The sequence below is a fragment of the Sulfuriferula thiophila genome (assembly GCF_003864975.1).
GTDB lineage: Bacteria > Pseudomonadota > Gammaproteobacteria > Burkholderiales > Sulfuriferulaceae > Sulfuriferula > Sulfuriferula thiophila.
Map to the genome: position 1 here is coordinate 149,905 of NZ_BHGL01000007.1, position 25,647 is coordinate 175,551.

Consider the following 25,647-nt stretch of genomic DNA (forward strand, 5'->3'; position numbering starts at 1 on the left):
AAGTTTTAGTTTTCAACGCAATGGTTAGAGATGGACATTAAAACCTATATGCACCAAGTAGGGCAAGCCGCACGCGCCGCTTCACGCGCTGTCGCCCGCGCTGACAGCCAGGCCAAAAATCATGCGCTGCTGGTAATTGCCGATGCTATCGAACGCGACAGCGCCATTTTACAGGCCGCCAATGATCAGGATATGGCGGCCGCGAAAGCTAACGGTCTGGATGCAGCCCTGCTGGATCGACTGGCACTGAATGCCAAATCCATCGCCGGCATGGCTGAAGGCTTGCGCCAAATTGTCGCCTTGCCTGACCCCGTTGGCGAAATCACTGACCTCAAGTATCGCCCATCCGGGATCCAGGTGGGGAAAATGCGCGTACCGCTAGGTGTGATCGGCATTATTTATGAAGCGCGCCCGAACGTTACCGCGGACGCCGCCGGTTTGTGCCTGAAATCCGGCAATGCAGCAATATTACGCGGCGGCTCCGAAGCCCTGCACAGCAATCAGGCCATAGCCGCGTGCGTGCGCGAAGGTCTGGCTGCTGCCGGTTTACCGGAGAGTGCAGTACAAGTCATCAACACCACTGACCGTGCTGCTGTCGCCGAACTGATTACCATGCGTGAATTCGTCGACGTCATCGTGCCGCGCGGTGGCAAAGGTTTGATTGAGCGGCTGATGAATGACGCCCGCATTCCGGTCATCAAGCATCTGCATGGCGTATGCCACGTGTACATTGACGATCAGGCTGACCTGACCAAGGCTGTGCGCATCGCGGACAATGCCAAGACCAGCCGCTACGGCACCTGCAATACCACAGAGACCCTGCTGGTAGCACAGGCTGTTGCTGCGCAGGTATTGCCTGAGATTGCTGCCATCTATATCGCCAAAGGCGTAGAAATGCGCGGCTGCGCCATCACCCAGAGCCTGCTGAGCGGCATTAACCCTGCCACTGACGAAGACTGGTTTACCGAGTATCTGGCACCGATTATTGCCATCCGCGTAGTGGATGATATGGATGCAGCGATTACCCACATCAATCACTATGGTTCACAGCACACCGATGCCATCGTCACTGAAAATTACACACGTGCCCGCCGTTTCCTGCGCGAAGTAGACTCCAGCAGTGTGATGGTGAACGCTTCCACCCGCTTTGCCGATGGCTTTGAATATGGCCTGGGTGCTGAAATCGGCATTTCTACCGACAAAATTCATGCCCGCGGCCCGGTTGGCCTGGAGGGCCTGACTTCGCAAAAATGGGTAGTGCTTGGTGACGGACACGTACGTGGTTGATCCGCGTACGTTGAAGCCCATAGGCATATTCGGCGGCACATTCGACCCTATCCATTTCGGGCATTTGCGCCTGGCGGAAGAAATGGCAGAATCACTGGCGCTGGACCATGTGCGTTTCATTCCGGCCGGCACGCCGCCGCACCGCAGCCGGCCACGCACTGACGCACCCCACCGGCTGGCAATGGTGAAAATCGCCACGGCGAACAACCCGCGCTTTGTCGTCGATCAGCGCGAGGTGGAATTGCCGCATCTATCCTATACGGTAGATACCCTGCATTCACTGCGCAGCGAACTGGGTGACGACCAACCGCTATGCTTATTATTAGGTGCCGATGCATTTCTCGGCCTGTCGAGCTGGCATGAATGGCAGGCATTATTTAAGCTGGCGCATATCACTATTGCCCATCGCCCGGGTTTTCCGCAGAGCACGTGGAAAGATGCCATGCCCGACACCTTGCGCGATGAAATCGAAACGCGCATGGCTAATCCGGAAGATCTGGCAACCTGCGCGGCAGGATTGATCGTAACCCGTCCAATCACCGCATTGGATATTTCCGCCACGCATATTCGTGATACCTTACGCGCTGGGCGTAACCCACGTTATTTACTCCCCGATGCAGTGCTTGATTATATTCACGCCCATCAACTTTACTTACCGGAAACCGCATGAATACAGACCAAATTACCGCCGCCGTTGTTGCCGCCATTGAAGACATTAAAGGTGCGGACATTACCGTACTGGACGTCTCCGCCCAAAGTTCACTGTTCGAACGCATGGTGATTGCCAGCGCTGACTCCACCCGTCAGACCAAAGCCATTGCGCACAATGTGCAGGAAAAACTCAAAGAACTGGGCGTGCCTGACCAGGGTATCGAAGGCCTGACTTCCGGCGAATGGGTCTTGCTCGACCTGGGCAGTGTCATTGTCCATGTCATGCAGCCTGCAGTACGCCAGTATTACAATCTGGAAGCATTATGGAGTGCAGCCGCTGACCAGCGCAGCCGCCGCCAAGGCGAAGCCTGATACACGCCCAATATTGCCATGAAACTGCACATTATCGCGGTGGGGCAAAAAATGCCGGACTGGATCAGCGCCGGTTTTGATGAGTACGCCAAACGCATGCCCAGAGAAACCAGCATTAATCTGATAGAGCTGAAACCGGAAAAGCGCGCCAGCGGCAAGACCGGCGAGCAGATCAAAACCGCTGAACGTGACCGCATCCTCGCTGCCATCCCGCGGGACAGCACGGTGTGGGCGCTGGATGAACGCGGCGAACAGCTTACCACCCTTGCACTGGCCACGCACTTGCGCGAATGGCAAGGCGCCGGACGCGACACCTGTTTCATTATTGGTGGGGCAGACGGCTTGCATGATGATGTAAAAGTGCGCGGCGACAAGCTATTTTCCCTGTCCCGCCTCACCCTCCCGCATGGCATGGTACGCGTACTGCTCGCAGAGCAGCTGTACCGGGCCTGGAGCGTTACTCAGAACCATCCTTACCATCGTGAATAATTTCCCCAACCGTATCTATCTAGCCTCCCGTTCACCCCGTCGCCGCGAATTGCTCACGCAAATGGGTGTGCATTTTGACGTGCTGTTATTGCGCGAAACTGTCGGACGCACTGACGTCGATGAAACGCCAATGGCAAACGAACTACCGCATGACTATGTCGCACGCATTGCCCTGGCCAAGGCCGATATCGGCTGGCAACGGGTATGCCAGCGCAGTATCATGCGCCACCCGGTACTGGGTGCGGATACCACGGTCACGCTGGATAATGAAATCCTCGGCAAACCTGGCAACGTTGAAACAGCCATTGCCATGCTGAGCAAGCTTTCCGGCCGCACACATCAGGTCATGACCTCTGTTGCACTGGCTTTTCAAGGCCATATCCACCAGCTCACCAGCGTTTCCGAAGTAACGTTCAAGCATCTGTCCAGCCGCGAAATCGAACAGTATGCCGCCAGTGGCGAGCCCCTGGACAAAGCCGGTAGCTATGCCATACAAGGGCGCGGCGCTATTTTCATCCGCCATCTCGCCGGCAGTTATTCCGGCGTCATGGGTTTACCCGTATTTGAAACAGCTGAACTGTTGCAACGTTATAATCCAACCTCAACCGCATAATCGAGCCCAACTCCATCATGAGCGAAGAAATCCTGATCAACGTCACCCCGCAAGAAACCCGTGTCGCCGTCATGCATCTTGGCGTGGTGCAGGAGCTGCATATTGAACGCAGCAGTCAGCGCGGTCTGGTGGGTAACATTTATTTCGGCAAAGTCTGCCGGGTGTTGCCGGGGATGCAGTCTGCGTTCATCGACATAGGGCTGGAGCGTGCCGCATTTCTGCATGTCGCCGACATCTGGGAAGAGCGTCAGCACGGTGGTGAAGAGCGGCCAATCGAACGCATCCTGTTTGAGGGCCAGGGCATCATGGTGCAAGTCATCAAGGATCCCATCGGCACCAAAGGTGCCCGCCTCTCCACCCAGATCAGTTTTGCCGGACGCTTTCTGGTGTATTTACCGCAAGACTCACATATCGGCATCTCGCAAAAAATCGAGGATGAAGCCGAGCGTGAACAATTACGCCAGAAACTTCAGCTCATCATTCTGGAGGGCGAGCCAGGCGGTTTCATTATCCGCACCATGGCGGAACAGGCACAAACTACCGAGCTGCAAGCCGACGTAGACTACCTGCGCCGACTGTGGGCAGACATTCAGAGCCGCGCCAAAGTAGCCGCGGTGAAAACCTTGCTGTATCAGGATCTGAATCTGGCGTTACGGGTATTACGCGATTTTGCCAATGATGAAACCAGCCGCATACTGGTGGATTCACGCGAAACTTATCAGAAAATGTTTGAATTCGCGCAGAACTACACGCAAGGCGTAATCGAAAAACTGCAGCATTATGCGGCAGAGCGTCCGTTGTTTGACCTGTATGCAGTTGAAGCTGAAATTGAAAAAGCGCTCGCCCGCCGTGTCGATCTCAAATCCGGCGGCTATCTGATCATCGACCAGACTGAAGCCCTGACCACCGTCGACGTCAATACTGGTGGTTTTGTCGGCGTGCGCAACTTTGACGACACCATTTTCAAAACCAATCTGGAAGCAGCACAATCCATCGCCCGTCAATTGCGATTACGCAATCTCGGCGGCATGATCATCGTTGACTTTATCGACATGGATAATCGCGATCACCAGCAGGAAGTATTTCTGGAATTCAAAAAAGCCCTGTCGCGCGACTACACCCGCATGTCAGTGCATGATTTTTCACCGCTGGGCCTGGTCGAAATGACACGCAAACGTACCCGCGAAAGTCTCGCCCACATCCTGTGCGAACCTTGCCCTACCTGCCAGGGTCGCGGCGAAGTCAAAACGGCCAAGACAGTATGTTATGAAATTCTGCGGGAAATCGTACGCGAAGCGCGCCAGTTCAATGCCAAGGAATACCGCATACTGGCATCGCAACCGGTTATTGACCTGTTTCTGGATGAAGAATCACAAAGCCTGGCCCAACTCGGTGATTTTATTGCCAAGCCGGTTTCACTGCAGGTTGAGACGTTCTATACACAAGAACAATACGACATTATTCTGATTTAACGCATAAGCAGCCTGATTTTTGCGAGTATCGCGCAAAGATCAGCTTAATGAAAATCCCAGTCAAGATTATCCTCGGCTGCCACTTGCTCAGCGATAGTCGTCTCCGGTTTGCCCAATACGTCCAGAATCTCCTTAAGCCAGAGAATGTCACGGTAAACATCCAGACTGAAGCCCTGACGACTGCCCTGCCTGTCGTCATACAGCAACTCGCTCAGGAAGTCGTGACATTCATGACTAGGCCACAATGAGACTATCTTTGCCTGAATATGCGGCATCGCCAGTATACCTTCACCCTCCTGCTCGGGATGCAGGATAGAATCCCAGGTAGGCGGGATCAGATTGAAGCGTTGCCGGAAACCCGCAACGGTCTGATCAAATGACTCCCGATCACCCTGTTCACGATAAATACCCAGCAACATGAACCACACAGCAGGATGGTTACGCAGAGTAGCCGCAATATCTTCCGTCAGTACAGCGATTGCCCGATCGGGATAACCCAGGCCTAAAAACACTTCCGCTTCCTCTGTCACCCGCATCAAGTTGGATACGGACAAAGCTTCGGCGTGAACTGGCGTATTTTGCACTGTTGCTTGCGTAAGCAGGTTGTGTCCAGGCAGCTTATCCACGGAGAACTCGATATCCGGATGCTGCTGCTTTGCTGCCGGAAACTCATCAGACGCTGCAGGTGCCCAGAGATCATTCGTAGCGCTATCCACTTCAGTAATTGCGCCTAACTGCATTTTCTCCTGTTCCTCTGTACCTGCATACGCATCAGCAAATGTCAGATCCGGCAATCTCCGTCGACGATCCAGAACATAGCCCACGACCAGAACCATCAATGCCAGCCCGCTCCATAACCAGGCCGACTGCCACCAGCTAGTGACATGCTTAACCGCCGTCTGCGGAGGTGCCGGCTGCTGCTGATTTGTGGAATTTTTAACCAGCTCGGCTCTCAGCAAAGTCAGCGCCTGTTTTGCTTGGGCCAACTGCTGTTGGGTAGCGACTATATCGTCACGCAGCTTGTCAACCTCGGCGGGTTGCCCCCCCGCATCTATCGACAGCATCCCACGCATACGTTTTAGCTTAGTCACCTGTTCCGCTGACAGCGGATGCTGCCCCGGCAACCAGGTCAGGCCTGAGCTCATGCGTAAGGCCATATTATACTCAGGTTGCTCAACGTCTTGTACAGACTGAGGAACGGCAACTGCCTGGCGAACGCGTGATGCATGGTGTCTGCTGACATGGGTATGTTTTTCAGCCGGGACTGATTTAACGGGTGTTGGCACTGAACTGGGCTTATCAGTAACGGCTGGCGCCGATACGGCAGGACCGGCACTGTTTGCCACATCAAGCAGCGCAGTGTATTCACGCCGCACCATGCTTGAGCAGCGTGTCTCTATGGCAAAAAACAACACAGGGTCGTTAACCACCGTAGGTGTCGTCAATAGCAAATACGGCACACCTGCCGGATTTTTCAACACCAGTCTGGCTTTTTTTAATGAGGGCAAGCTGTCATCAGACTGATTTGACTGCGAGAGGGCAAAACAGTTATCCGCCAATTCTTCCGCGTGATCACTGAAAACAGGTATCACCACGCTCAGCGGTTGCCCTAAACTGGATTTGACCTGAGCTGCACCTAATCCCATGGCCGAGGCCAAATTGGACGCGCTTATCGCCGCCACCAATAAAGTAGTCTTGAATATGCTCCTGTGCATGCCCCTCCCCGTATTCAAATCGTCAGGGCTGAATCACTTGCATCCATACAGTTTGAACTCTGTACGATAACAGCGATTTCCCGTTGTTGTTGTTCCAGTGCGGCTTGCTGCGCTTTAAGCGCGATTGTTCTGGCCAGCAGGTTATCCAGATTATCATGTACCTGCTTAATATTTTCGATACGAATTTCCAATTGTTTCTTGTGATCACGAATGCGCATTACTACCGGATCCAAACTGCGGCGCAGCCAGCTATCAGCCTCTGATCTGGCCAGCCCGAACATACCCTGCGCTTCGGCCACCAGGCTCAGATAAAACTTCTTCACCATAAACCGCTTTTCCATAATCAGATTGACGGGATCATGGCCGAACTGATTGACCTGCTGCATCAATACAGCCATTTTTTGCCGGCAATTATCCATGGTTAACTGCGGCGGACTCAGCAACGGAAAACCATGTTCCTGATGGAAGCGTAAATAAGCCGCATCGAGCAGCTCGACAATTTTGGTAGAACGCCCTTCAACCTCGTGAAAACGGACGATGATCTGCGCAAACAGATCATTCATGCCCTGCACTAATCCAGGTGTAGTCCAGCAATCTTCAAGGCTGGCGCGTCCACTTACCAGCATCTCATCCAGCACCTCTTCCGACAGCGCGTCCAATAGCATCCTGCCCTGCTCTTGAATAAGAGTACGCGTTATTTTGAAATTCACCGTCGTGGCATCATACGCCGACTTTTCTTTTATCAGTTTATCGCGCAGATTCGTCACAATTTCACGATTTTTACCGGAAAAAGCGCTCAATTGCTCTAAATCCTGCCGCACCCCATCAAGCTGCATGCTTACGCTCTGTCGGGATGCATTTGCCATCGCATGGGTTTCGGCACAAACTGATTGGTATAACATAGCCTGACGCGCAGGAATAATTTTATCTGCCAGCAAACTTTCCAGCACACCGATACCAGACCGCGTTACCAATGCCTGATCACCCCGGATTTTACCCAGCAATGCCTTTTGGGCAGACAAAGCAATAACCTGGTCTTCCCTGAGTTGCAACTGCTGTGCGGTTTGTTCTTTCTGTTTATGAATGCTCTGCGCGATTTCCGCGTCCGTTTTGAGCTCATCCCATAACATGTCAACTTTATTCAGAATGGCAACATGGTGATTGGCATGATGCCGCACGCTATTTTCCCACACCTCCAGATCTGACCGTGTCACGCCCGTATCGGTCGACAACAGAAACAGGACGCCATGCGCGTTGGGAATTGTATTCAAGGTTAATTCGGGCTCAGTACCCAGCGCATTTAACCCCGGGGTATCCAGTATCGCCAAGCCGCTCTTGAGCAATGGATGCGGGAAATTAATCATGGCATACCGCCAGGCGGGGACTTCTATCTTGCCATCTGCGGATTTTTCCGCATCACTGGCATCACACAACCCCATCGCCAGCGCATCAGCCACCGCAACCCTTTTCACATCCGCCAATGCGCGCAAGGCTGTGCTCATCTGCTGCGCATCCTCCGGATCCAGACGGACACTGCTCCACTCGATCGGCAAACGTTTTAACCGGGAAATCGAATCATCACGCAAACGCGTTTCTATCGGCAACAAGCGTAAATAGGGTTCACTATCTGCATCATAAAACAATTCAGTAGGACACATAGTGGTGCGACCCACATCGGATGGCAGCAACCGCTGTTTCAAATCGGCAAAAAATAGCGCATTAATCAACTCTGATTTGCCGCGGGAAAATTCGGCCACAAAAGCCAGTAGCAACTTATCGCGCTTAAGGCTCTCGGCCAAATCATACAAACGCAGACTTTGCCCGGACTCAACCTCGGTATAGCGCTCCAGCCAGGCACGATAGGATTCCAATGTAGCCAAAATCGCATCACGACGCTGCTGATACTGAGCTATCCCTTGATCAAGCCTGTTATCCATCCACTCCACTCCTTATTACCCTGCTTATTATGATGATAAAGCGAAGCGCTTCATCAATTTTTAATGTCGCCACCCAGTAGCGCCTGCTTTTGGTAAAAAGCAGCTATAAACACATCCAGCAAGCCTTACTTGCTCATTTGGCCGAACACCGGGTCAAAGCATATTCCGCGCCCACATACCCAGCCACGCCAGCGGGAACGTGATGACAAATTGACAGAGCAGTAGAAATATCATGGGCGACAAATCCACATTACCAATCAGTGGCACAATGCGCCTAAATGGACGGAGCAATGGCGCGGTAAGCGAGTCAAAAATCACCATGAATGGCGAAAACGGATTCACTATCGACAAAACCGCGGTCACTATCACCAATCCCATAAGCACATAACATACCAGCATTAGCAAGCCGATGACTGCCAACAGTAAAAAGCCCACCAAGACGCCGGTGCCTGCAACTGCAAAGGGAAACCCCTGCAAAGCATACAGGCTTAACGTCAACAGGAACTGCAAAACTACCGCGAGCAACAAGGTTGCCATATCCAGACCAAACAAGCCGGGGATAACCCGACGCAGCGGCCGCACCACAAAATCAGTAAGCTTTACCACGAACTGGGCAAACGGATTTTGAAACGGTACCCTCATCCACTGCATGTAAACACGCAACAACAGTGCAATCAAGAATAAATTTGTCACATTTTGTAAAATGAAAGCCAATGCCTGATTAAACATATTTGTAATGCGGCTTTACGCCAACGCATCCCCCAGCTCTTTAGAACGACGCGCCGCAGCGAACACGGCCTGACCAATGGAAGCGTGCACAGCCGCTCCTTGCATACTCAAAATCGCCTGCTCGGTTGTGCCGCCTTTGGAGGTGACCCGCGCTCGCAACTGCGCCAGTTCTTCCGTGCTGGTCTCAGCCAGTTTAGCTGCGCCCAGAAAGGTCTCCAGCGTCAATTGGCGTGCCGCCGCAGCACTCAACCCCAGATCCATCCCAGCCTGTTGCATCGCCTCCATAAAATAGAATACATAAGCGGGACCACTGCCGGATACAGCGGTAACCGCATCCATCAAAGCCTCATCTTCCAGCCATACCACACTACCGGCAGCCTCCATGATCACTTCCGCCTGCTTGCGCTGCACCTCGCTGACTTCAGGCAATGCAAACAATGCGGTTACTCCGGCACCGATCATCGCCGGGGTATTCGGCATAGTCCGCACTACCAGGCCATAACCGCCCAGCCATTCTGACAATGACGCAGCACGCACACCGGCGGCAATGGACACCACCAGCTGCTTATCCAGCAAAGGCTGCAATTGCTCGGCGACAGCTTTTAATTGCTGCGGCTTAACCGCCAGCACCACCACATCCGCCGCAACCGCTGCGGCATTCAGGTCGGCACTGACCGCAACACGAAACTCATTATGCAAATGATGTTGCGCCTCGATATTATGCTCGACCACCGAGATGCGCTCTGCACCAAAGCCCTCGCGCAACAGACCGGCAATCAATGCCGAAGCCATGTTGCCACCACCTATGAATGTAATATGCATATACTTATCCTTTTATTCTGTTTCCAAACAAGGCTGTGCCTACGCGCACTATAGTCGCGCCTTCCGCCACGGCAGCTTCCATATCACCCGACATGCCCATCGACAAGGTATCCAACCCCGCTCCTTGCCGGTTCAGCTGTTCAAAGCATTCTCGCACCCGTGCAAATTGCGCCCTTTGCACGACCACATCCTCGGTCGCCTGCGGAATTGCCATTAAGCCACGCAAACGCAATCTCGGCAAACTGCGCAGCTCGGTAACCAGACCCGCCAGTTGTTCCGGCGCCACGCCGCTTTTGCTAACTTCACCACTCACATTGACTTGCAGACAGATATTCAATGGCGTCTGCTCAGCACCACGCGCTGTCGATAAGCGTTGCGCAACAATGACCCTATCCACTCCATGCACCCAGTCAAAATTTTCCGCAATCTGACTGGTTTTATTACGCTGTATCGGTCCGATAAAATGCCAGATTAATGGCAGATCGGCCAATGCCGCTATTTTTGCCACCGCCTCCTGCACATAACTCTCGCCGAATTCCCGCTGCCCGGCGTTTGCCAGTGCGCGCACAGCTTCGGCGGAACAGCTTTTGCTGACCGCCAGCAGAGCAACCTCTTGTGCCGAACGTCCTGCCAATTCTGCGGCTGCCGCAATTCGTGCTTGAACTGCTTGCAATGTGCTTTTCACTGTGTCCATAATAGCCGAAAGTAAATTGGGGAATTATAACAAATGGAAATATCTGAGCTGCTCGCTTTCGCGGTTAAAAACAAGGCATCTGACTTACATCTTTCGGCAGGATTGCCGCCGATGATACGCGTACACGGCGACATCCGCCGCATCAATCTGCCCGACATGAGCCATCAGACCGTGCATGACATGGTTTATGACATTATGAACGATGGCCAGCGTAAAATATACGAGGAAACCCTGGAAGTGGACTTTTCGTTTGAAGTCCCTACGCTGGCACGTTTCCGTGTTAACGCTTTTAACCAGAACCGCGGTGCAGGTGCAGTATTCCGTACCATTCCCAGTAAAGTTCTAACACTGGAAGAACTGGGCGCGCCCAAGATTTTCAAGGACATCGCTGACAATCCCCGCGGCATCGTACTGGTTACCGGCCCGACCGGTTCGGGTAAATCCACCACACTGGCGGCCATGGTCGATTACGTCAACGAAAACGAATACGGCCATATCCTTACTGTGGAAGACCCGATCGAATTCGTGCACCAGAGCAAAAAATGCGTAATCAACCAGCGCGAAGTCGGCCCGCATACTTTGTCTTTCTCCAACGCGCTGCGCTCCGCATTGCGTGAAGATCCGGACGTCATCCTGGTGGGTGAGATGCGCGACCTGGAAACCATCCGGCTAGCGCTCACCGCAGCTGAAACCGGCCACCTGGTATTCGGCACCCTGCACACCAGCTCAGCAGCCAAAACCATAGACCGGATTGTGGACGTATTCCCTGCGGCGGAAAAAGAGATGGTGCGTTCCATGCTGTCCGAATCCATCCGCGCAGTCATTTCGCAAACCCTGCTCAAAACCAAGGACGGCACCGGCCGTGTCGCCGCGCATGAAATCATGATCGGCACCCCGGCGATTCGCAACCTGATCCGTGAAAACAAAATTGCACAGATGTATTCATCTATCCAGACCGGGCAGAATGTCGGCATGCAAACACTGGATCAGTGCCTGCAGGATCTGGTCAAACGCAATATGATTTCCGTCGGCGAAGCCCGTATGCGCGCCGCTAACAAAGACATGTTCCTGGGATAAACAATGGACGCACTGAATACTGTACATGACCTGCTGCGCCTGATGCTGAGCAAACGCGCCTCCGATCTGTTCCTTACCGCTGGCTTCCCGCCGGCAATCAAGGTGGATGGCAAAATCGCCCCCGTTTCCAATCAGACCCTGACGCCTTCGCATACCCGCGAACTGGCGCGCAGCATCATGAATGACAAACAATGGAAGGATTTTGAAGAGCATCGCGAAGCCAACTTCGCCATTTCGCCACCCGAAATCGGCCGTTTCCGAGTGAATGCTTTTGTGCAGCAGGGCCGTATCGGTTTGGTATTACGTACCATCACCACCCTCATCCCTAAACTGGAACATCTCAATCTGCCGCCGGTGCTGCGCGACGTCGCCATGGTCAAGCGCGGCCTGGTGATCTTTGTCGGCGGTACTGGTTCAGGCAAATCCACTTCGCTGGCGGCCATGATCGGTCATCGCAATGAGAATTCACAAGATCACATTATCACCATCGAGGATCCGGTGGAGTATGTACATGAACACAAAAAATGCATCATCACCCAGCGCGAAGTCGGTGTCGATACCGAAAACTGGTTCGCCGCGCTGAAGAACACCTTGCGCCAGGCACCCGATGTCATCCTCATCGGTGAGGTACGCGACCGCGAAACCATGGAATACGCCATCGCTTTTGCCGAAACAGGCCACCTGTGCCTGACCACGCTGCACGCCAACTCGGCTAACCAGGCGCTGGATCGCATCATCAACTTCTTCCCGGAAGACCGCCGCCAGCAACTACTGATGGACTTGTCGCTGAACCTCAAAGCCTTCATCTCGCAACGTCTGATCGCCCGCAAAGGCACTACCGGCCGAATTGCAGCGATCGAAGTGCTGCTCAACTCACCCTTGATTTCTGATCTGATTTTTAAAGGACAGGTGCATGAAATCAAGGAAATCATGGCCAAATCACGTGAACTTGGCATGCAGACATTTGACCAGTCTTTATTCGATTTATATGAAGCAGGCCTGATCACCTACGAGGATGCCATGCGTAATGCGGATTCGCTTAACGATCTGCGGCTGAAAATCAAACTGCAGGGACAGGAATCGAAAGACCGCGACGTCATGTCCGGAATCGACAACCTCAACATCATTTAAGCCACTACCGGCACTGCTCACGCACATGCGTGGCCAGTGCCGGAGTCTGTTTACTTGCGGGCCGAACCGGCAACAATTTTATACTCGAACAAACGACATTCCAGCGCACCGTTAAACAGCGGTGTACGCTTGGTCGCATTCAGCCGTATCAGCTTGGGCAGATTCATGTCTGCAGACAGCACATACGCATTCCATCCCGCGCATTTACGTTTCAGCCAGTCGCCAAGCTTGGGATAAAACTCGGCCAGTTCAGCCTGTTCGCCAATGCGGATGCCATACGGCGGATTGGTAACGATGATGCCAGATTCAGCCGGTGCCGGCACTTCCAGCACATTACCCTGTTTCAGTTCGATCACATTTTCCAGCCCAGCAGCCTCCAGATTCACTCGCGCATCGCGCAAGGAGTCGCCGAACATATCCCGGCCATAAATCGGTTGCGGGGTTGGCGGCAATTGCGCATCGAGCGCCGCCTGTTTAATCGGAAGCCATACTTTAGGATCAAAACGGGTTAGTTTCTCGAAACCAAAATCCCGGTGACTGCCTGGCGCAATGTTCAAAGCCAGCAACGCTGCCTCCATCAATATCGTACCGCTACCGCACATCGGGTCAAAAAATGGCGTACCGGGCTGCCAGCCGGACAGCTTGATCATGCCCGCCGCCAGATTCTCATTCAGTGGCGCTGCACCTGCCTGCTTGCGCAGACCACGCTTGAACAGAGACGCACCGGACGTATCGAGATACAGCGTGCATTCCGTCGCCGTGAGGAAAGCATGAATACGCACATCCGGCTCGCGGATATCCACATCTGGACGCTTGCCTGTCGCATCACGGAAGCGGTCGCAGATCGCATCCTTGATCCGCAAGGTGGTAAATTCCAGGCTTTTTAACGGAGACTTCTGCGCCGTCATTTTCACTACAATAGTACGGTCAACGCTGAACATCGACGGCCAGTCAAACGACAATGCCCCCTGATAAACATCTTCTTCATCACGATACTCGCCACCACCTACCCGCCACAGCACCCGGCTTGCCAGGCGCGAATGCAGATTCACGCGATAACACAAATCGAACTCGCCGGAGAACGCTACCCCGCCATAGGTAGGTGCAATAGCCTGAGCACCCAGCGCGCGTAATTCATCGCCCAGCAAACCCTCCAGACCACGCGGGCAAGTAGCAAAGAATTGTTCCATTTTTTTTGTCATGCAAACTCCGGTTTCAATACCACTAATAAAACAACTGCAAATAAAATCAGCACTGGCACTTCATTAAACCAGCGATAAAATACATGGCTACGCACATTGGCGTCTGTAGCAAACACCTTCACCAGGTGACCGCAATACAGATGATACGCAACAAGCACGCCCACCAAAGCCAATTTAATATGTAACCAAACACCTGTATAACCGTAACCTAGCCACAACCAGCTACCAAATAACAATGCCAACACCCCTAACGGCGTCATAAACCGATACAATTTACGTTCCATCAACTTGAACTGGGCAATGGTTGCGGCATCGCTGACCATCGCATGGTTAACGAACAACCGCGGCAGATAGAACAAACCGGCGAACCAGCTAGCCACAAAGATGATATGCAACGCCTTAATCCACAACAACATTTAATACCTCACCATGCTTAAACAATTTGCCAGTCACCCGTGGGTCAAGAAACTGACACCCAGCCCATTCACCCTGATTTTAATGGCACTGATCGTGTATTTCTGGTTCCGCCCACCCGCGTGGGTGTCCGATGAACATCGCCCGATCGCCAACGTTAGCGCAAACATGACCGATGGGCGGACCATCCCGCTCGCATCATTACGCGGCAAAGTGGTACTGGTCAGCTTCTGGGCGACCTGGTGTCCGTATTGCCGTCACGAAATGCCTGACATGCAAACATTCTACCGCGACTGGCATGATAAAGGCTTTGAAATTTTGGCGCTGTCCATTGAAGACGACCCTGCACTGGTTGCCCAGTTTATCAGGAAGGAAGGCTATACCTTCCCGGCGGGGCTAGCTGATGCCACTGTGCAACAGGCATTTGGCGACATCAAGAAAGTGCCGATGTCATTCATAATTGATAAAAAAGGAATCATCCGCCACGAAATCAGCGGTCAGGTGCATTATGCGCGACTGGAAGATTTAGTCACACCACTACTCAAGGAATAGCAGCCAGTTCGCTACGATAAGCGTCGATATCCCGTTTGTAATACACATAATCCATTTCCAGACTGCGATAGCCCAGACGAGTAATGACTGCCGAAATCTGCCCGCGATGATGCGCCTGATGCGTCATCATGTGGGTGAGTACATCCCGCACCCACATTTGTTGTGGCTCACCCTTAGTCGTAAAGTAAGCCAGCTGCCGCTCAAAAAACGCATCATCACACTCCTCCAGCCACAGCTGCAACTCTCGCGCCTGAGCCTGCGTGACTTCGATCAGTTCATTCCAGTCGGAATAGGTGATTTTGGCAAAATCAGCAACAAATGTCTCTCCGCGTAAACGCGCAAACCAGAGCTGATTGACCAGCAGCATATGATCTACAGTATGGTGGATGCTGTCAAAAAACAGATCTTGCGTACTCATCAGCATGGCAGAATCCATGCGCCCCAGAGCGGCGAACAGCCTGTCATTCGCCCATTGCTGATAATCAGCCTGGACGACGAAATAACTTTTCCACGCATACGGCGCATTGGTACTCATGATGATTTGCCTATCCCTTCCAAGCGTTGCCGCAACTTCACAAAATCCAGATCGCCTATAGTCTGCTCTATGATATGCCCTTCATTATCAATCAGGAATGAAGTGGGCGTTAATTTCACTTCACCGAATGCCCGTGCAATATCCCCCTGACTGTCCATCACCACCGGAAACGGCAAACCGCGCTCCGCCACAAACTGGCGCACATGCTCTGGCGCATCGTAACTCATGGAAACGGCTACCACTTCAAAACCTTTAGCATGATATTGCTTGTAGGTATCGGCTAATTGCGGCATTTCTTTCACGCAACCCGGGCAGCTCGTCGCCCAGAAATTCACCAGCACTGTTTTACCGCGCAACTGCTCCAGAACGACAGGCTTACCCGACAAGTCGGTCATGGCGAGCGCCGGCACCACCGGTTTTTGCGTCAAGCCCAGATACAACAGCACCGCCAGCACGATGCCTAACACAGCAAATAGAAATAACTTGTGATATTGTTTATTACCCATCTCATTTACCCTTGAGGAATTCCAGCATGCGCCGAATTGTCATCTTTTTTATGATGCTTGTCATTAATACTGCCGCTTTCGCCGCTGGCGTCGATAACATCACCGACACCCAGGCAAGCAGCGGTTTAAAACAGGCGCTAATACAAGGTGCAACCAACGCGGTCAACCAACTCGGACGCAGCGGTGGTTTTCAGGACAATCCCCAAATCAAAATTCCACTGCCCCCCAGTTTGCAAAAAGTAGAAGGCATCATGCGCACCCTGGGTCAGGGCCAAGCCTTCGATGACCTGAACCTGGCCATGAACCGTGCTGCTGAGGCTTCCGTACCCGCCGCCAAGACTTTACTCATTAATGCTGTCAAGAACATGACACTGACTGACGCAAAAAATGTACTCACTGGCGGCGATAGCGCTGGCACTGAATATTTCCGCAAAAACTCGGAAATGAAATTACAGCAAACATTTCTGCCTATTGTAAGCCGATATACCCAGAAGCTGGGGCTGGCACAGCAATATAATCAACTGGCCGGACAAGCTGCTCAATTCGGCCTGGTTAATCAGCAAGATGCCAATATAGAACGCTATATTACCCAAAAGACCCTGGATGGCCTTTATCTGACCATCGCCAACGAAGAAAGATCCCTGCGCGCCAATCCGGTACAATATACCAGCAACATGGCCAGTAAATATGGCAGCACGATTTTAAAAACCGTATTCGGCGCTATCCAGCAATAATCCTATGGCACACGTTCTCTTTATTCTCACTGCGGCAGACAGCTTGCCACTCAATGACGGCAGCGTCATTGCCACCGGATTCTGGGCGCAGGAATTCGTTCCTGCACACCATCTGTTTCTGGAGCATGGCCACCAAATCAGCATCGCCACACCCAAAGGCAAGCCGGCCGCACTCGACAAAAACTGCTTTGCACCTGAATTCCATGAGCACGATCTGGGCCGCATCCTCAATTTGCGCGAACAGCTCAACGATATTGATGCCTGGCGCGCACCGTTATCGCTCGAGCGTATCGCTCTCACCGGCGTGAAATACGATGCCGTGTTTTTCCCCGGTGGCCATGGCCCCATGGTCGACCTGATCGACTCGGCAGCGGCAGGCACCCTGGTCAAGCGCACGCTGGCCAACCAAGGTTTGATCGGTGCCATCTGTCACGGCCCGGCAGGATTAATCCCCGCCCAGCACGAAGGGCGCTGGCTGTTTGCCGATTATCAGTTGACCTGTTTCAGCCCGGAAGAAGAGCGGCTCGCCGGTCTCAGCCAGCGCTTGCCCAAACTGCTGGCTGATCAACTAAGCGAACTTGGTGGAAAACTGAGTTTTGCAGCACCGGGTACTGAGCACGTGGTTATCGACCGTCAGCTCTATACCGGCCAGAATCCGGCTTCGGCAGATAAACTTGCCTACCATATGGCACGTCAACTGAAAAAAATGAGTTCGCTCAACAAAAATGCGTGTGAGGCACCGTGTGACTAAGCATCACCACGCACCAATCTAGCGCAGCCCCGCCAATCCATGCGTCAATTCGGGTCAAAACTCGCCAAGCAATCCAATAGCCACAACAAACACATTAACAAACAATAAGTTATAGAATTCATCAAAGTGGCACAAGAGTTGCGTATGCTTGGTTACACAATACAGTAACTGAGCATGATCATGGATCAAACCGCCAAAACAACTTCTGTATCGCTGATATTTGACGAAATGTACACCACCGCAGGCGAGGTGCGCCATCATTATCAGGACATCGCAACACAACTGTTTGCACTCCCTCTGGAAGCTTTGGCGCAAAAGCAGCGTGAAGCCGAGATGCTGTTCCGACGCCTAGGTATTACCTTCGCTGTTTATGGTGAAGCTGCTGGCGCAGAACGTTTAATCCCCTTTGATATTGTGCCGCGCGTGTTTGGTTCGCAGGAATGGGCACGACTGGAGCGCGGCTTAAAACAGCGGGTACAAGCGCTCAACACCTTTCTGCATGATATTTATCACGAGCAAAATATCATTAAAGCCGGCATCATCCCCGCCGAGCAGGTGCTGAATAACAACCTGTACCGCCCCGAGATGTGCGGTGTTGATCTGCCCAATCAGGTCTACGCGCATATCGCAGGCATCGATCTGGTACGCGTCGCCGAAAACGATTTTTATGTGCTGGAAGATAATCTGCGCACGCCATCCGGCGTGTCGTATATGCTGGAAAACCGTAAAACCATGATGCGGTTATTTCCCGACCTGTTTGCGACTCTTTCCGTCGCCCCGGTCGACCATTATCCCCAATTGCTACTCGACACCCTGCGTGAATCAGCGCCCGCTTATATCCGCGATCCGGTCATCGTGGTGATGACACCCGGCGCGTACAACAGCGCCTACTTTGAACACGCTTTCCTCGCCAGTCAGATGGGCGTGGAACTGGTCGAAGGCAAGGATTTATTTGTGCATGATTACAAAGTCTATATGCACACCACCGAAGGGCCGCAGCAGGTGCATGTGATTTACCGGCGGGTGGATGATGACTTCCTCGACCCTACCGTATTCCGCCCGGATTCCTCGCTGGGCGTACCGGGACTGGTTGAAGCTTACTGTCGCGGCAATGTGGCGCTGGCCAACGCCATCGGTACCGGCGTAGCGGATGACAAATCCACCTATATGTACGTGCCCGCCATGATCGAATTTTATCTGGGGGAGAAACCTATCCTGTCCAATGTACCGACTTGGCAACTACAAAAACCCGAAGATTTGCGCTATGTACTCGCCCATTTACCAGAACTGGTGGTCAAGGAAGTACAAGGCTCCGGTGGCTATGGCATGCTGGTTGGCCCAACCAGCACCCCGCAGGAAATAGCAGCCTATCGTGAACGTATTCTGGCATCACCCGCGAATTTTATTGCCCAGCCCACCCTGGCTCTTTCAACCTGTCCGACTCTAGTGGAAGCCGGCGTAGCACCGCGGCATGTCGATTTGCGCCCATTCGTTTTATCCGGCAAAGAAATTCGCCTGGCTCCCGGTGGCCTGACGCGTGTAGCTCTGGCAGAAGGCTCATTGATCGTTAACTCGTCGCAAGGCGGCGGCACCAAAGACACCTGGGTATTGGAGGACTAAACATGTTATCACGTACAGCTGATCATTTATTCTGGATGGCACGCTATATCGAACGCGCCGAGAACACCGCACGCGTGCTGGATGTCACCCACAACACATCGTTACTACCCGACGACACCGAAGGGGCAGAAACGCATCTGTGGTACGCCCCGCTGAATATTTCCGGTTGCGCCGAGGCTTATCTGACCAAACATCAGCTGGTGGAATCCCGCGCGGTCAACCGGTTTATTGCGCTGGACCCGGACAACCCGGCCAGTATTTACACCAGCCTGATGCTGGCGCGTGAAAATGCACGTGCAGTACGTGGCGCCATCACTTCAGAGATGTGGGAAAGCATCAACGCCACCTGGCTGGAACTGAACCGCATGATGCCCACCATCGATCACGCCAATCCGTCCGGTTTTTTCGACTGGGTCAAGGAGCGCTCCCATCTGTTCCGCGGTGTCACCCTGGGTACCATCCTCAAGGATGATGCGCTGAATTTCATTCGTCTCGGCACCTTCCTGGAGCGCGCGGACAACACGGCACGTATCCTCGATGTCAAATACCACATTCTATTGCCCAGCGTAAAAGAGGTAGGCGGTGCTGCCGATTATTATCAATGGGGCGCGCTGCTCAGATCGGTCAGCGCTTTCGAAGCCTACCGCAAGGTTTACCGCGATGTCATTACCCCGCAACGCGTCGCCGAACTGCTGATTTTGCGGGCGGATATGCCGCGTTCGCTGCATGCCTGCCTGAATGAGGTGGATACCACGCTGGAAATCATCAACGGTATCAGCGGGCGTGAATCACGCCGCCGTGCCGGAGAGTTGCATGCGGCACTGCACTTTGCCCGCATCGAAGATATTTTCAATCAGGGTTTGCACGAATACCTGACTGATTTTCTGGAAAAAACTGACCTGCTCGGACAGGAAATCCGCTCCAGTTATTTGGCGCATCGCCTTGAATTCATTCCTGTCGCCACGCAAAAAATGCTGGCGCAGGTACAGTAACCCACACGCGAACCTGATATGACTTATTGCGTAGCGCTTAAACTCAACACCGGATTAGTGTTTGCTTCAGATTCACGCACCAACGCAGGGGTAGACCAGGTTGCCAGTTTCAAGAAAATGCGCAGTTTTGTCAGGCCCGGTGACAGGGCGATGGTCATCCTCAGCTCGGGGAATTTATCCATAACCCAAAGCGCGGTAAATCTGCTCGAACAGCGTGGTCGTCATGCGGATAAAAGCAACATCTGGAATGCCGAATCGATGTTCGATGTCGCCATGTTATTAGGCGAATGCATGCGCGAAGTACGTGACCGCGACGGCCCATTTTTATTGCAGAGCAGCGTGGATATCGGTGCCAACTTCATCCTCGGCGGCCAGATTAAGGACGAAGCACCACGCCTGTTTCTGGTTTACGCAGAGGGTAATTTTATCGAGGCCACCGAGGCCACGCCTTTTTTCCAGATTGGCGAAACCAAATATGGCAAACCGATTATCGACCGGGTCATTCAGGCGGGAACATCGCTGATGGATGCCATCAAATGCGTGCTGGTGTCATTTGATTCCACCATGCGCAGCAATATCTCGGTTGGCATGCCCATCGATCTGGCCTGCTATAGCACAGATAGTTTAAGCCTGGATCGGGTATACAAAATTGGCCAGGGCGATCCCTACTTCACCAGCATCAGTCAACGCTGGAGCGAAGGGTTGCGGGGCGTATTTGCCTCGCTGCCTGATCCGGACTGGGGCTGCCCGACAACTGACACCCACTCGACACCACCGCCATGACCATACGTGCCGCGCTACATCACCACACTCACTACCAGTTCGATCGACCGGTGGTGTTATCCCCGCATGAAATCCGCCTGCGGCCTGCCGCCCATAGCCGCACCCCGATCACGGCTTACTCGCTCGACATCGAGCCCAAGCAGCACTTTATACATTGGCAGCAAGATGCTTACGGCAATTTCGTAGCTCGCGTCAGCTTCCCTGAACCCACACGCGAATTGCGCGTCACTGTCGATTTGATTGCGGATCTGACCGTTATCAACCCCTTCGATTTCTTCATGGAACCGTGGGCAGAGCATTACCCTTTCGTCTACCCCGACGCTCTCAAAACCGAGCTTGCACCATTTTTGCTGGCAGAACCCGAAGGTACGCAATTCAAGCAGTGGCTGGAAAAATTCCGCCGTGAACTACCGACCGGCATCAACACCACCGATTTTCTGGTGCACATAAATCAGGCTGTACAACACAGCGTGTCCTACCTGATCCGCATGGAACCGGGTGTGCAAAGCCCGGAAGACACACTGACTCTCGGCTCAGGATCATGCCGCGACAGTGCCTGGCTGCTGGTGCAGGCATTACGCCAGCTCGGCATCGCTGCGCGTTTTGTGTCCGGCTATCTGATCCAGCTCACTGCGGATGAAGCACCACTGGATGGCCCTGCCGGTCCGACTGCCGATTTCACTGATCTGCATGCCTGGTGCGAGGCTTATATTCCGGGAGCAGGCTGGATAGGACTGGATGCCACCTCGGGTTTACTCGCCGGCGAAGGCCACATACCACTCGCCGCAAGCGCTCTGCCCAGTTCTGCCGCACCGGTAAGTGGACTCACCAGTCCATGCGAGTCAAGCCTGGATGTCATCATGACCGTCACCCGCGTTCATGAAGACCCACGCGTTACCAAACCGTACACCGAAACCGAATGGCAGGCAGTCCAGGCGCTAGGGCGGCAAATTGATGTCGAATTGCAAACTCAGGATGTACGCCTGACCCAGGGTGGCGAACCGACTTTCGTTTCCATCGACGATATGGAGGGTGCCGAGTGGAATATCGCCGCACTGGGTGAGAAGAAACGGGAACTTGCCGAATCCCTCATGCAGCGTTTGCACACGCGCTTTGCACCCGGTGGTGCGCTGCATTTCGGTCAGGGCAAATGGTATCCGGGCGAGCCGTTGCCACGCTGGGCATTAACCACATTCTGGCGAACCGATGGCGAACCAATCTGGCATGAGCCTGATTTAGTCGCCAGCCAGCCGCAGGAAATCACTCCGTTACAGTTATTTTCATTCGCAAAACAACTCTGCGAACAACTGGGTCTCAGCCACAAATACCTGATTCCGGCCTATGAAGACCCGTGGCTGGCACTGGATACGGAAAGCCGTTTGCCGACCAATGTCGATCCGCACGACGCCGATCTGAGCAATCCTGACGAGCGCAGCCGTCTGGCGCAACAACTGCGTCAGGGCATCAGTGCGATTGCCGGCTTTGTCCTTCCCATTAAAGCAGGCGACACCGCCAAACCCGGCTGGCTTTCCAGCGTATGGCCGTTACGCCACCCGCGCCTGTATCTGATTCCAGGCGATTCGCCATTAGGCTATCGCCTGCCTTTGAACAGCCTGCCCTGGGTAGCACCGGAGCAGCGCGAAATCACCCCGGAAGTTGATCCGTTTGCCCCACGCGCAGCATTAGCCAAACACATGCCCCCCACTAAAGCTGCGGTCGCGGCACCGGTCATGCAGCAACCCGCCGCGCAGGAAGTCATTCACACCGCTCTGGCCATGCAAGTGCGTAACGGCATGTTATACGTATTCATGCCCCCCACCACTAAACTGGAAGACTATCTGACGTTACTGGCTGCAGTCGAATTTAGCGCTAAGAAATTCAAACAACCCGTGCGACTCGAAGGCTATCTGCCACCTCGCGATCCACGCCTGCAATCCTTATCAGTGACCCCTGATCCGGGGGTCATCGAGGTCAATATTCACCCCTCAGCCGATTGGGATACCCTGGCGGCACGCACCCAGGCGCTGTACGAAGACGCCCGCCTCACCCGCCTGGGCACTGAGAAATTCATGCTGGATGGCCGCCATACCGGCACTGGTGGCGGCAACCACATTACCCTGGGTGGCGCGACAGCCGCTGACAGCCCGTTCCTGCGCCGACCCGATGTTCTGCAAAGCCTGATCACTTACTGGCAACATCATCCAGCGTTATCCTATCTGTTTTCCGGCCAGTTCCTTGGCCCGACCAGTCAGGCGCCGCGTGTCGATGAGGCGCGTGACGACAATCTGTACGAACTGGAAATCGCCTTTGAACAAATGCGCGCCCATCTGCCACCCGGCATCGAGAGTCAGCAACCATGGCTGGTGGACCGACTGTTGCGCAATTTGCTGGTAGACCTGACCGGCAATACGCATCGCTCAGAATTCTGCATCGACAAGCTGTATTCTCCGGATTCAGCCACTGGCAGGCTCGGCATTGTGGAGTTGCGCGCCTTTGAAATGCCGCCACATTACCGCATGAGCCTGGTGCAAGCCCTGTTATTGCGCGCCCTGGTGGCGCGTTTCTGGAAAACGCCCTATCAGGGCAAACTGGTGTACTGGGATACCAGCCTGCATGATAAATTCATGCTGCCGCATTTTATCGCCCATGATATCCGCAACGTCTGCCGCGATCTGCAGCAAGCGGGGTATGCCGTTGACGAAGCATGGTTCGCACCATTTATGGAATTCCGCTTCCCGCGCCACGGCACCCTGAACATAGATAATATCCAGCTGGAACTGCGTCAGGCCATCGAGCCCTGGCATGTGCTCGGCGAAGAAATGGCCGGCGGTGGCACGGCGCGATATGTCGATTCCTCAGTAGAACGCGTCCAGGTTAAAGTCAGCGGCATGACCGACACTCGCCACCAGATCATCTGCAATGGCCGCCCGCTACCGTTACAACCTACCGGCGTACCCGGTGAGTTTGTCGCTGCAGTGCGCTACAAAGCCTGGGCGCCACACTCGGCGCTGCATCCCACTATCGGCACCCATGTGCCGCTGATTTTCGATGTGGTCGACAACTGGAATCAACGTGCCATTGGCGGTTGCACCTATCATATCAGCCATCCGGGGGGACGCAGTTACGACACTTTCCCGGTCAATGCCAATGAGGCCGAAGCACGTCGCCGCAGCCGGTTCTGGGATCATGGCCACACCCCAGGCAGCATTACAGTGCAAGCCGAGCACATTAATCCGCGTTTCCCCATGACATTGGATTTACGCCGGCAACCCGAACAGTGAGACCGACATGCTAAATTCCAGTTATTACCCACGCTTCGGCGATAAAAAAAATTCCGAATTTTTTGAAGAATACCTGCCGCGTGTACTGCAGGAACGCGACCGCAGTGGCTTAACCGAAATGATAGGCGGAATCGAAGCCTTGATTATCACCGTCGAGCCCGGCAACTCAATCGAATACATCACCGAGCTCTCGTTAATGACGCCGTATCATTACCTGGTCACCCTCGACAGCCCGAAACATCTTACCCACGTATTGCGTATCGACATGAATTCGCCTGACATACTGCTGCGCGAAGTCAAAGACCCCGATTACAGCGACATCTTCCGCAATCTCAACGACATCTACCCGATAGGCGCACGCCGCCATCATAGCCGCTATGTCGGCGAGATATTACTGACCAGCAATCGCCATGAAGTGGTAGCCCAGCAACAGGCCCGTGAATTCCGTTTTTTCCCTATCGGCCAGCTCGCCGAGCTGGATTTGCCAGTCAATGTCAGCATTTCCAAGCCTTCACCGTATACCCAGAATGTCGTCGGCTATATGGAACGCCAGTCCGATGGCATTCGCGTTTATCAGCATGGCGAATGCATCATCCTCGATACCGTGCAGGCGGCCTACGAACGTGGCAAGGAAATGCAGGAAAGCATCGGCATCAAGGATATGATTATGCCTATCGACCACCTCGCTACCCGCGTCTACAGCCAGAACCGGGAAGCAGCCATTCTGGAATACCTGGCGCTGTCGAGTTACTTTTACTGGGGCAGTTACGACATCAAGGACCAGAATTCCTCGACCAATGTCACTAAAAACTCGCAGTTGCTACCTGAATCTGTCAGTCCGGCCAAAGTATTTACTGCCAATAATCTGCCCTACTGTGTCAATCATCTGGACAAATTACCCAGCCCGACCGAGACTTTCGTGCGCAATTACGGTCCGCGTCTGCACCACATCGCACTCACGGTCAAAGACGGCCAGGTCAATGGCAAAGAGAATATTGATTACGTGGTGGATGCCATTGCCGACCAGGGCAAAGGTTTCCTGCTGGATACAGTAGGCTCGCGTGAAGAAGGGCTGAAACAGATATTTTCTTCTGCTTCCCAGTTCTCTTCACTCATCATCGAATACGTGCAGCGTTTCGGGGATTTCCAGGGTTTTTTTGCCAAAGACAACGTCGCCCAGCTTACTTTTGCAGCCGGACTGGAGGAGGGCGTGCAAAACCAGATTTAACCTGCACCCAGAAGTGGTTATATATCGCGCGAGTTGCTGTTAAAATAGCACTTTAGTAAT

25 protein-coding genes are annotated in these 25,647 nt (G+C 53.5%); 16 read left to right on the forward strand and 9 right to left on the reverse strand.

Annotation, left to right across the window (positions count from 1 at the left end; all coding sequences use genetic code 11):
* Positions 1-30: 30 nt before the first annotated feature.
* Genes EJE49_RS05515 through rng form a run of 6 tightly spaced genes read left to right on the forward strand, consistent with a single transcriptional unit; the run spans position 31 to position 4,884 of the window.
* A complete protein-coding gene (locus EJE49_RS05515) occupies positions 31-1,287 on the forward strand; it encodes a glutamate-5-semialdehyde dehydrogenase (RefSeq protein ID WP_124949411.1) in 1,257 nt (418 codons plus the stop codon).
* Complete coding sequence (nadD, locus tag EJE49_RS05520; protein ID WP_223246764.1) at positions 1,265-1,957, forward strand: nicotinate-nucleotide adenylyltransferase; 693 nt, start codon at positions 1,265-1,267, stop codon at positions 1,955-1,957. The genes EJE49_RS05515 and nadD overlap by 23 nt, the downstream gene beginning before the upstream one ends.
* A complete protein-coding gene (gene rsfS, locus EJE49_RS05525; protein ID WP_124949412.1) occupies positions 1,954-2,310 on the forward strand; it encodes a ribosome silencing factor in 357 nt (118 codons plus the stop codon). The genes nadD and rsfS overlap by 4 nt, the downstream gene beginning before the upstream one ends.
* 18 nt (positions 2,311-2,328) lie before the next feature.
* Complete coding sequence (gene rlmH / locus EJE49_RS05530; protein WP_124949413.1) at positions 2,329-2,799, forward strand: 23S rRNA (pseudouridine(1915)-N(3))-methyltransferase RlmH; 471 nt, start codon at positions 2,329-2,331, stop codon at positions 2,797-2,799.
* Entirely contained in the window at positions 2,792-3,412 is a 621-nt protein-coding gene (locus EJE49_RS05535; RefSeq protein ID WP_223246765.1) for a Maf family protein, read from the forward strand. The genes rlmH and EJE49_RS05535 overlap by 8 nt, the downstream gene beginning before the upstream one ends.
* A 17-nt stretch (positions 3,413-3,429) precedes the next feature.
* On the forward strand, positions 3,430-4,884 hold the full coding sequence (gene rng, locus EJE49_RS05540) for a ribonuclease G (protein WP_124949414.1): 1,455 nt from the start codon (positions 3,430-3,432) through the stop codon (positions 4,882-4,884).
* Between the two features lie 44 nt (positions 4,885-4,928).
* On the opposite strand, the gene EJE49_RS05545 is transcribed toward rng, so the two are convergent.
* The 5 genes from EJE49_RS05545 to EJE49_RS05565 all read right to left on the reverse strand — a co-directional run bounded on the left by EJE49_RS05545 (position 4,929) and on the right by EJE49_RS05565 (position 10,781).
* Positions 4,929-6,599, reverse strand: a complete 1,671-nt coding sequence (locus EJE49_RS05545) for a type IV pilus assembly protein FimV (protein WP_124949415.1) — start codon at positions 6,597-6,599, stop codon at positions 4,929-4,931.
* 14 nt (positions 6,600-6,613) lie between these two features.
* Positions 6,614-8,536, reverse strand: a complete 1,923-nt coding sequence (locus EJE49_RS05550) for a dynamin family protein (RefSeq protein WP_124949416.1) — start codon at positions 8,534-8,536, stop codon at positions 6,614-6,616.
* A 153-nt stretch (positions 8,537-8,689) separates the two neighbouring features.
* Positions 8,690-9,265, reverse strand: a complete 576-nt coding sequence (locus tag EJE49_RS05555; protein ID WP_124949417.1) for a YggT family protein — start codon at positions 9,263-9,265, stop codon at positions 8,690-8,692.
* 15 nt (positions 9,266-9,280) lie between these two features.
* Positions 9,281-10,087, reverse strand: a complete 807-nt coding sequence (gene proC / locus EJE49_RS05560; protein WP_124949418.1) for a pyrroline-5-carboxylate reductase — start codon at positions 10,085-10,087, stop codon at positions 9,281-9,283.
* 4 nt (positions 10,088-10,091) lie between these two features.
* Entirely contained in the window at positions 10,092-10,781 is a 690-nt protein-coding gene (locus EJE49_RS05565; protein WP_124949419.1) for a YggS family pyridoxal phosphate-dependent enzyme, read from the reverse strand.
* A gap of 33 nt (positions 10,782-10,814) precedes the next feature.
* Here EJE49_RS05565 and EJE49_RS05570 point away from each other — a divergent pair, with 33 nt between their 5' ends.
* Positions 10,815-11,858 (forward strand): type IV pilus twitching motility protein PilT, encoded by a 1,044-nt coding sequence (locus EJE49_RS05570; protein WP_124949420.1) that lies wholly within the window; start codon positions 10,815-10,817, stop codon positions 11,856-11,858.
* A 3-nt stretch (positions 11,859-11,861) separates the two neighbouring features.
* Entirely contained in the window at positions 11,862-12,989 is a 1,128-nt protein-coding gene (locus EJE49_RS05575; RefSeq protein ID WP_124949421.1) for a PilT/PilU family type 4a pilus ATPase, read from the forward strand.
* A gap of 50 nt (positions 12,990-13,039) precedes the next feature.
* Here EJE49_RS05575 and EJE49_RS05580 read toward each other — a convergent pair whose 3' ends face one another.
* Together EJE49_RS05580 and EJE49_RS05585 are read right to left on the reverse strand one after the other, a co-directional pair.
* On the reverse strand, positions 13,040-14,191 hold the full coding sequence (locus tag EJE49_RS05580; RefSeq protein WP_124949422.1) for a THUMP domain-containing class I SAM-dependent RNA methyltransferase: 1,152 nt from the start codon (positions 14,189-14,191) through the stop codon (positions 13,040-13,042).
* Positions 14,188-14,604 carry a CopD family protein gene (locus EJE49_RS05585; protein WP_124949778.1) on the reverse strand — a complete coding sequence of 139 codons (417 nt, stop codon included), beginning with the start codon at positions 14,602-14,604 and terminating at the stop codon, positions 14,188-14,190. Before EJE49_RS05585 ends, EJE49_RS05580 begins: the two co-directional genes overlap by 4 nt.
* Before the next feature lie 16 nt (positions 14,605-14,620).
* Here EJE49_RS05585 and EJE49_RS05590 point away from each other — a divergent pair, with 16 nt between their 5' ends.
* Positions 14,621-15,157 carry a peroxiredoxin family protein gene (locus tag EJE49_RS05590; RefSeq protein ID WP_124949423.1) on the forward strand — a complete coding sequence of 179 codons (537 nt, stop codon included), beginning with the start codon at positions 14,621-14,623 and terminating at the stop codon, positions 15,155-15,157.
* Here the strand turns inward: EJE49_RS05590 and EJE49_RS05595 are convergent.
* Both EJE49_RS05595 and EJE49_RS05600 read right to left on the reverse strand, forming a co-directional pair.
* Entirely contained in the window at positions 15,147-15,692 is a 546-nt protein-coding gene (locus EJE49_RS05595) for a DinB family protein (protein WP_124949424.1), read from the reverse strand. The two genes, EJE49_RS05590 and EJE49_RS05595, sit on opposite strands and share 11 nt — an antisense overlap.
* Positions 15,689-16,198: a peroxiredoxin family protein gene (locus EJE49_RS05600; RefSeq protein ID WP_124949425.1), complete on the reverse strand. Its 510-nt coding sequence runs from the start codon at positions 16,196-16,198 to the stop codon at positions 15,689-15,691. Before EJE49_RS05600 ends, EJE49_RS05595 begins: the two co-directional genes overlap by 4 nt.
* A 26-nt stretch (positions 16,199-16,224) precedes the next feature.
* Here EJE49_RS05600 and EJE49_RS05605 point away from each other — a divergent pair, with 26 nt between their 5' ends.
* From EJE49_RS05605 to EJE49_RS05635, 7 genes are all read left to right on the forward strand, one after another.
* Entirely contained in the window at positions 16,225-16,932 is a 708-nt protein-coding gene (locus tag EJE49_RS05605) for a DUF4197 domain-containing protein (protein WP_124949426.1), read from the forward strand.
* A gap of 4 nt (positions 16,933-16,936) precedes the next feature.
* Positions 16,937-17,683, forward strand: coding sequence for a type 1 glutamine amidotransferase domain-containing protein (locus EJE49_RS05610; RefSeq protein ID WP_124949427.1), 747 nt, complete (start codon positions 16,937-16,939; stop codon positions 17,681-17,683).
* Positions 17,684-17,863: 180 nt separating this feature from the next.
* The gene (locus tag EJE49_RS05615) at positions 17,864-19,303 is read left to right on the forward strand and encodes a circularly permuted type 2 ATP-grasp protein (RefSeq protein ID WP_124949779.1); all 1,440 of its coding nucleotides are present in this window, start codon (positions 17,864-17,866) and stop codon (positions 19,301-19,303) included.
* 2 nt (positions 19,304-19,305) lie between these two features.
* Complete coding sequence (locus EJE49_RS05620) at positions 19,306-20,295, forward strand: alpha-E domain-containing protein (protein ID WP_124949428.1); 990 nt, start codon at positions 19,306-19,308, stop codon at positions 20,293-20,295.
* 18 nt (positions 20,296-20,313) lie between these two features.
* On the forward strand, positions 20,314-21,078 hold the full coding sequence (locus EJE49_RS05625; protein ID WP_124949429.1) for a proteasome-type protease: 765 nt from the start codon (positions 20,314-20,316) through the stop codon (positions 21,076-21,078).
* Positions 21,075-24,359 (forward strand): transglutaminase family protein, encoded by a 3,285-nt coding sequence (locus EJE49_RS05630; protein WP_124949430.1) that lies wholly within the window; start codon positions 21,075-21,077, stop codon positions 24,357-24,359. Before EJE49_RS05625 ends, EJE49_RS05630 begins: the two co-directional genes overlap by 4 nt.
* A 7-nt stretch (positions 24,360-24,366) precedes the next feature.
* On the forward strand, positions 24,367-25,587 hold the full coding sequence (locus EJE49_RS05635) for a VOC family protein (protein ID WP_124949431.1): 1,221 nt from the start codon (positions 24,367-24,369) through the stop codon (positions 25,585-25,587).
* Positions 25,588-25,647 lie beyond the last annotated feature (60 nt).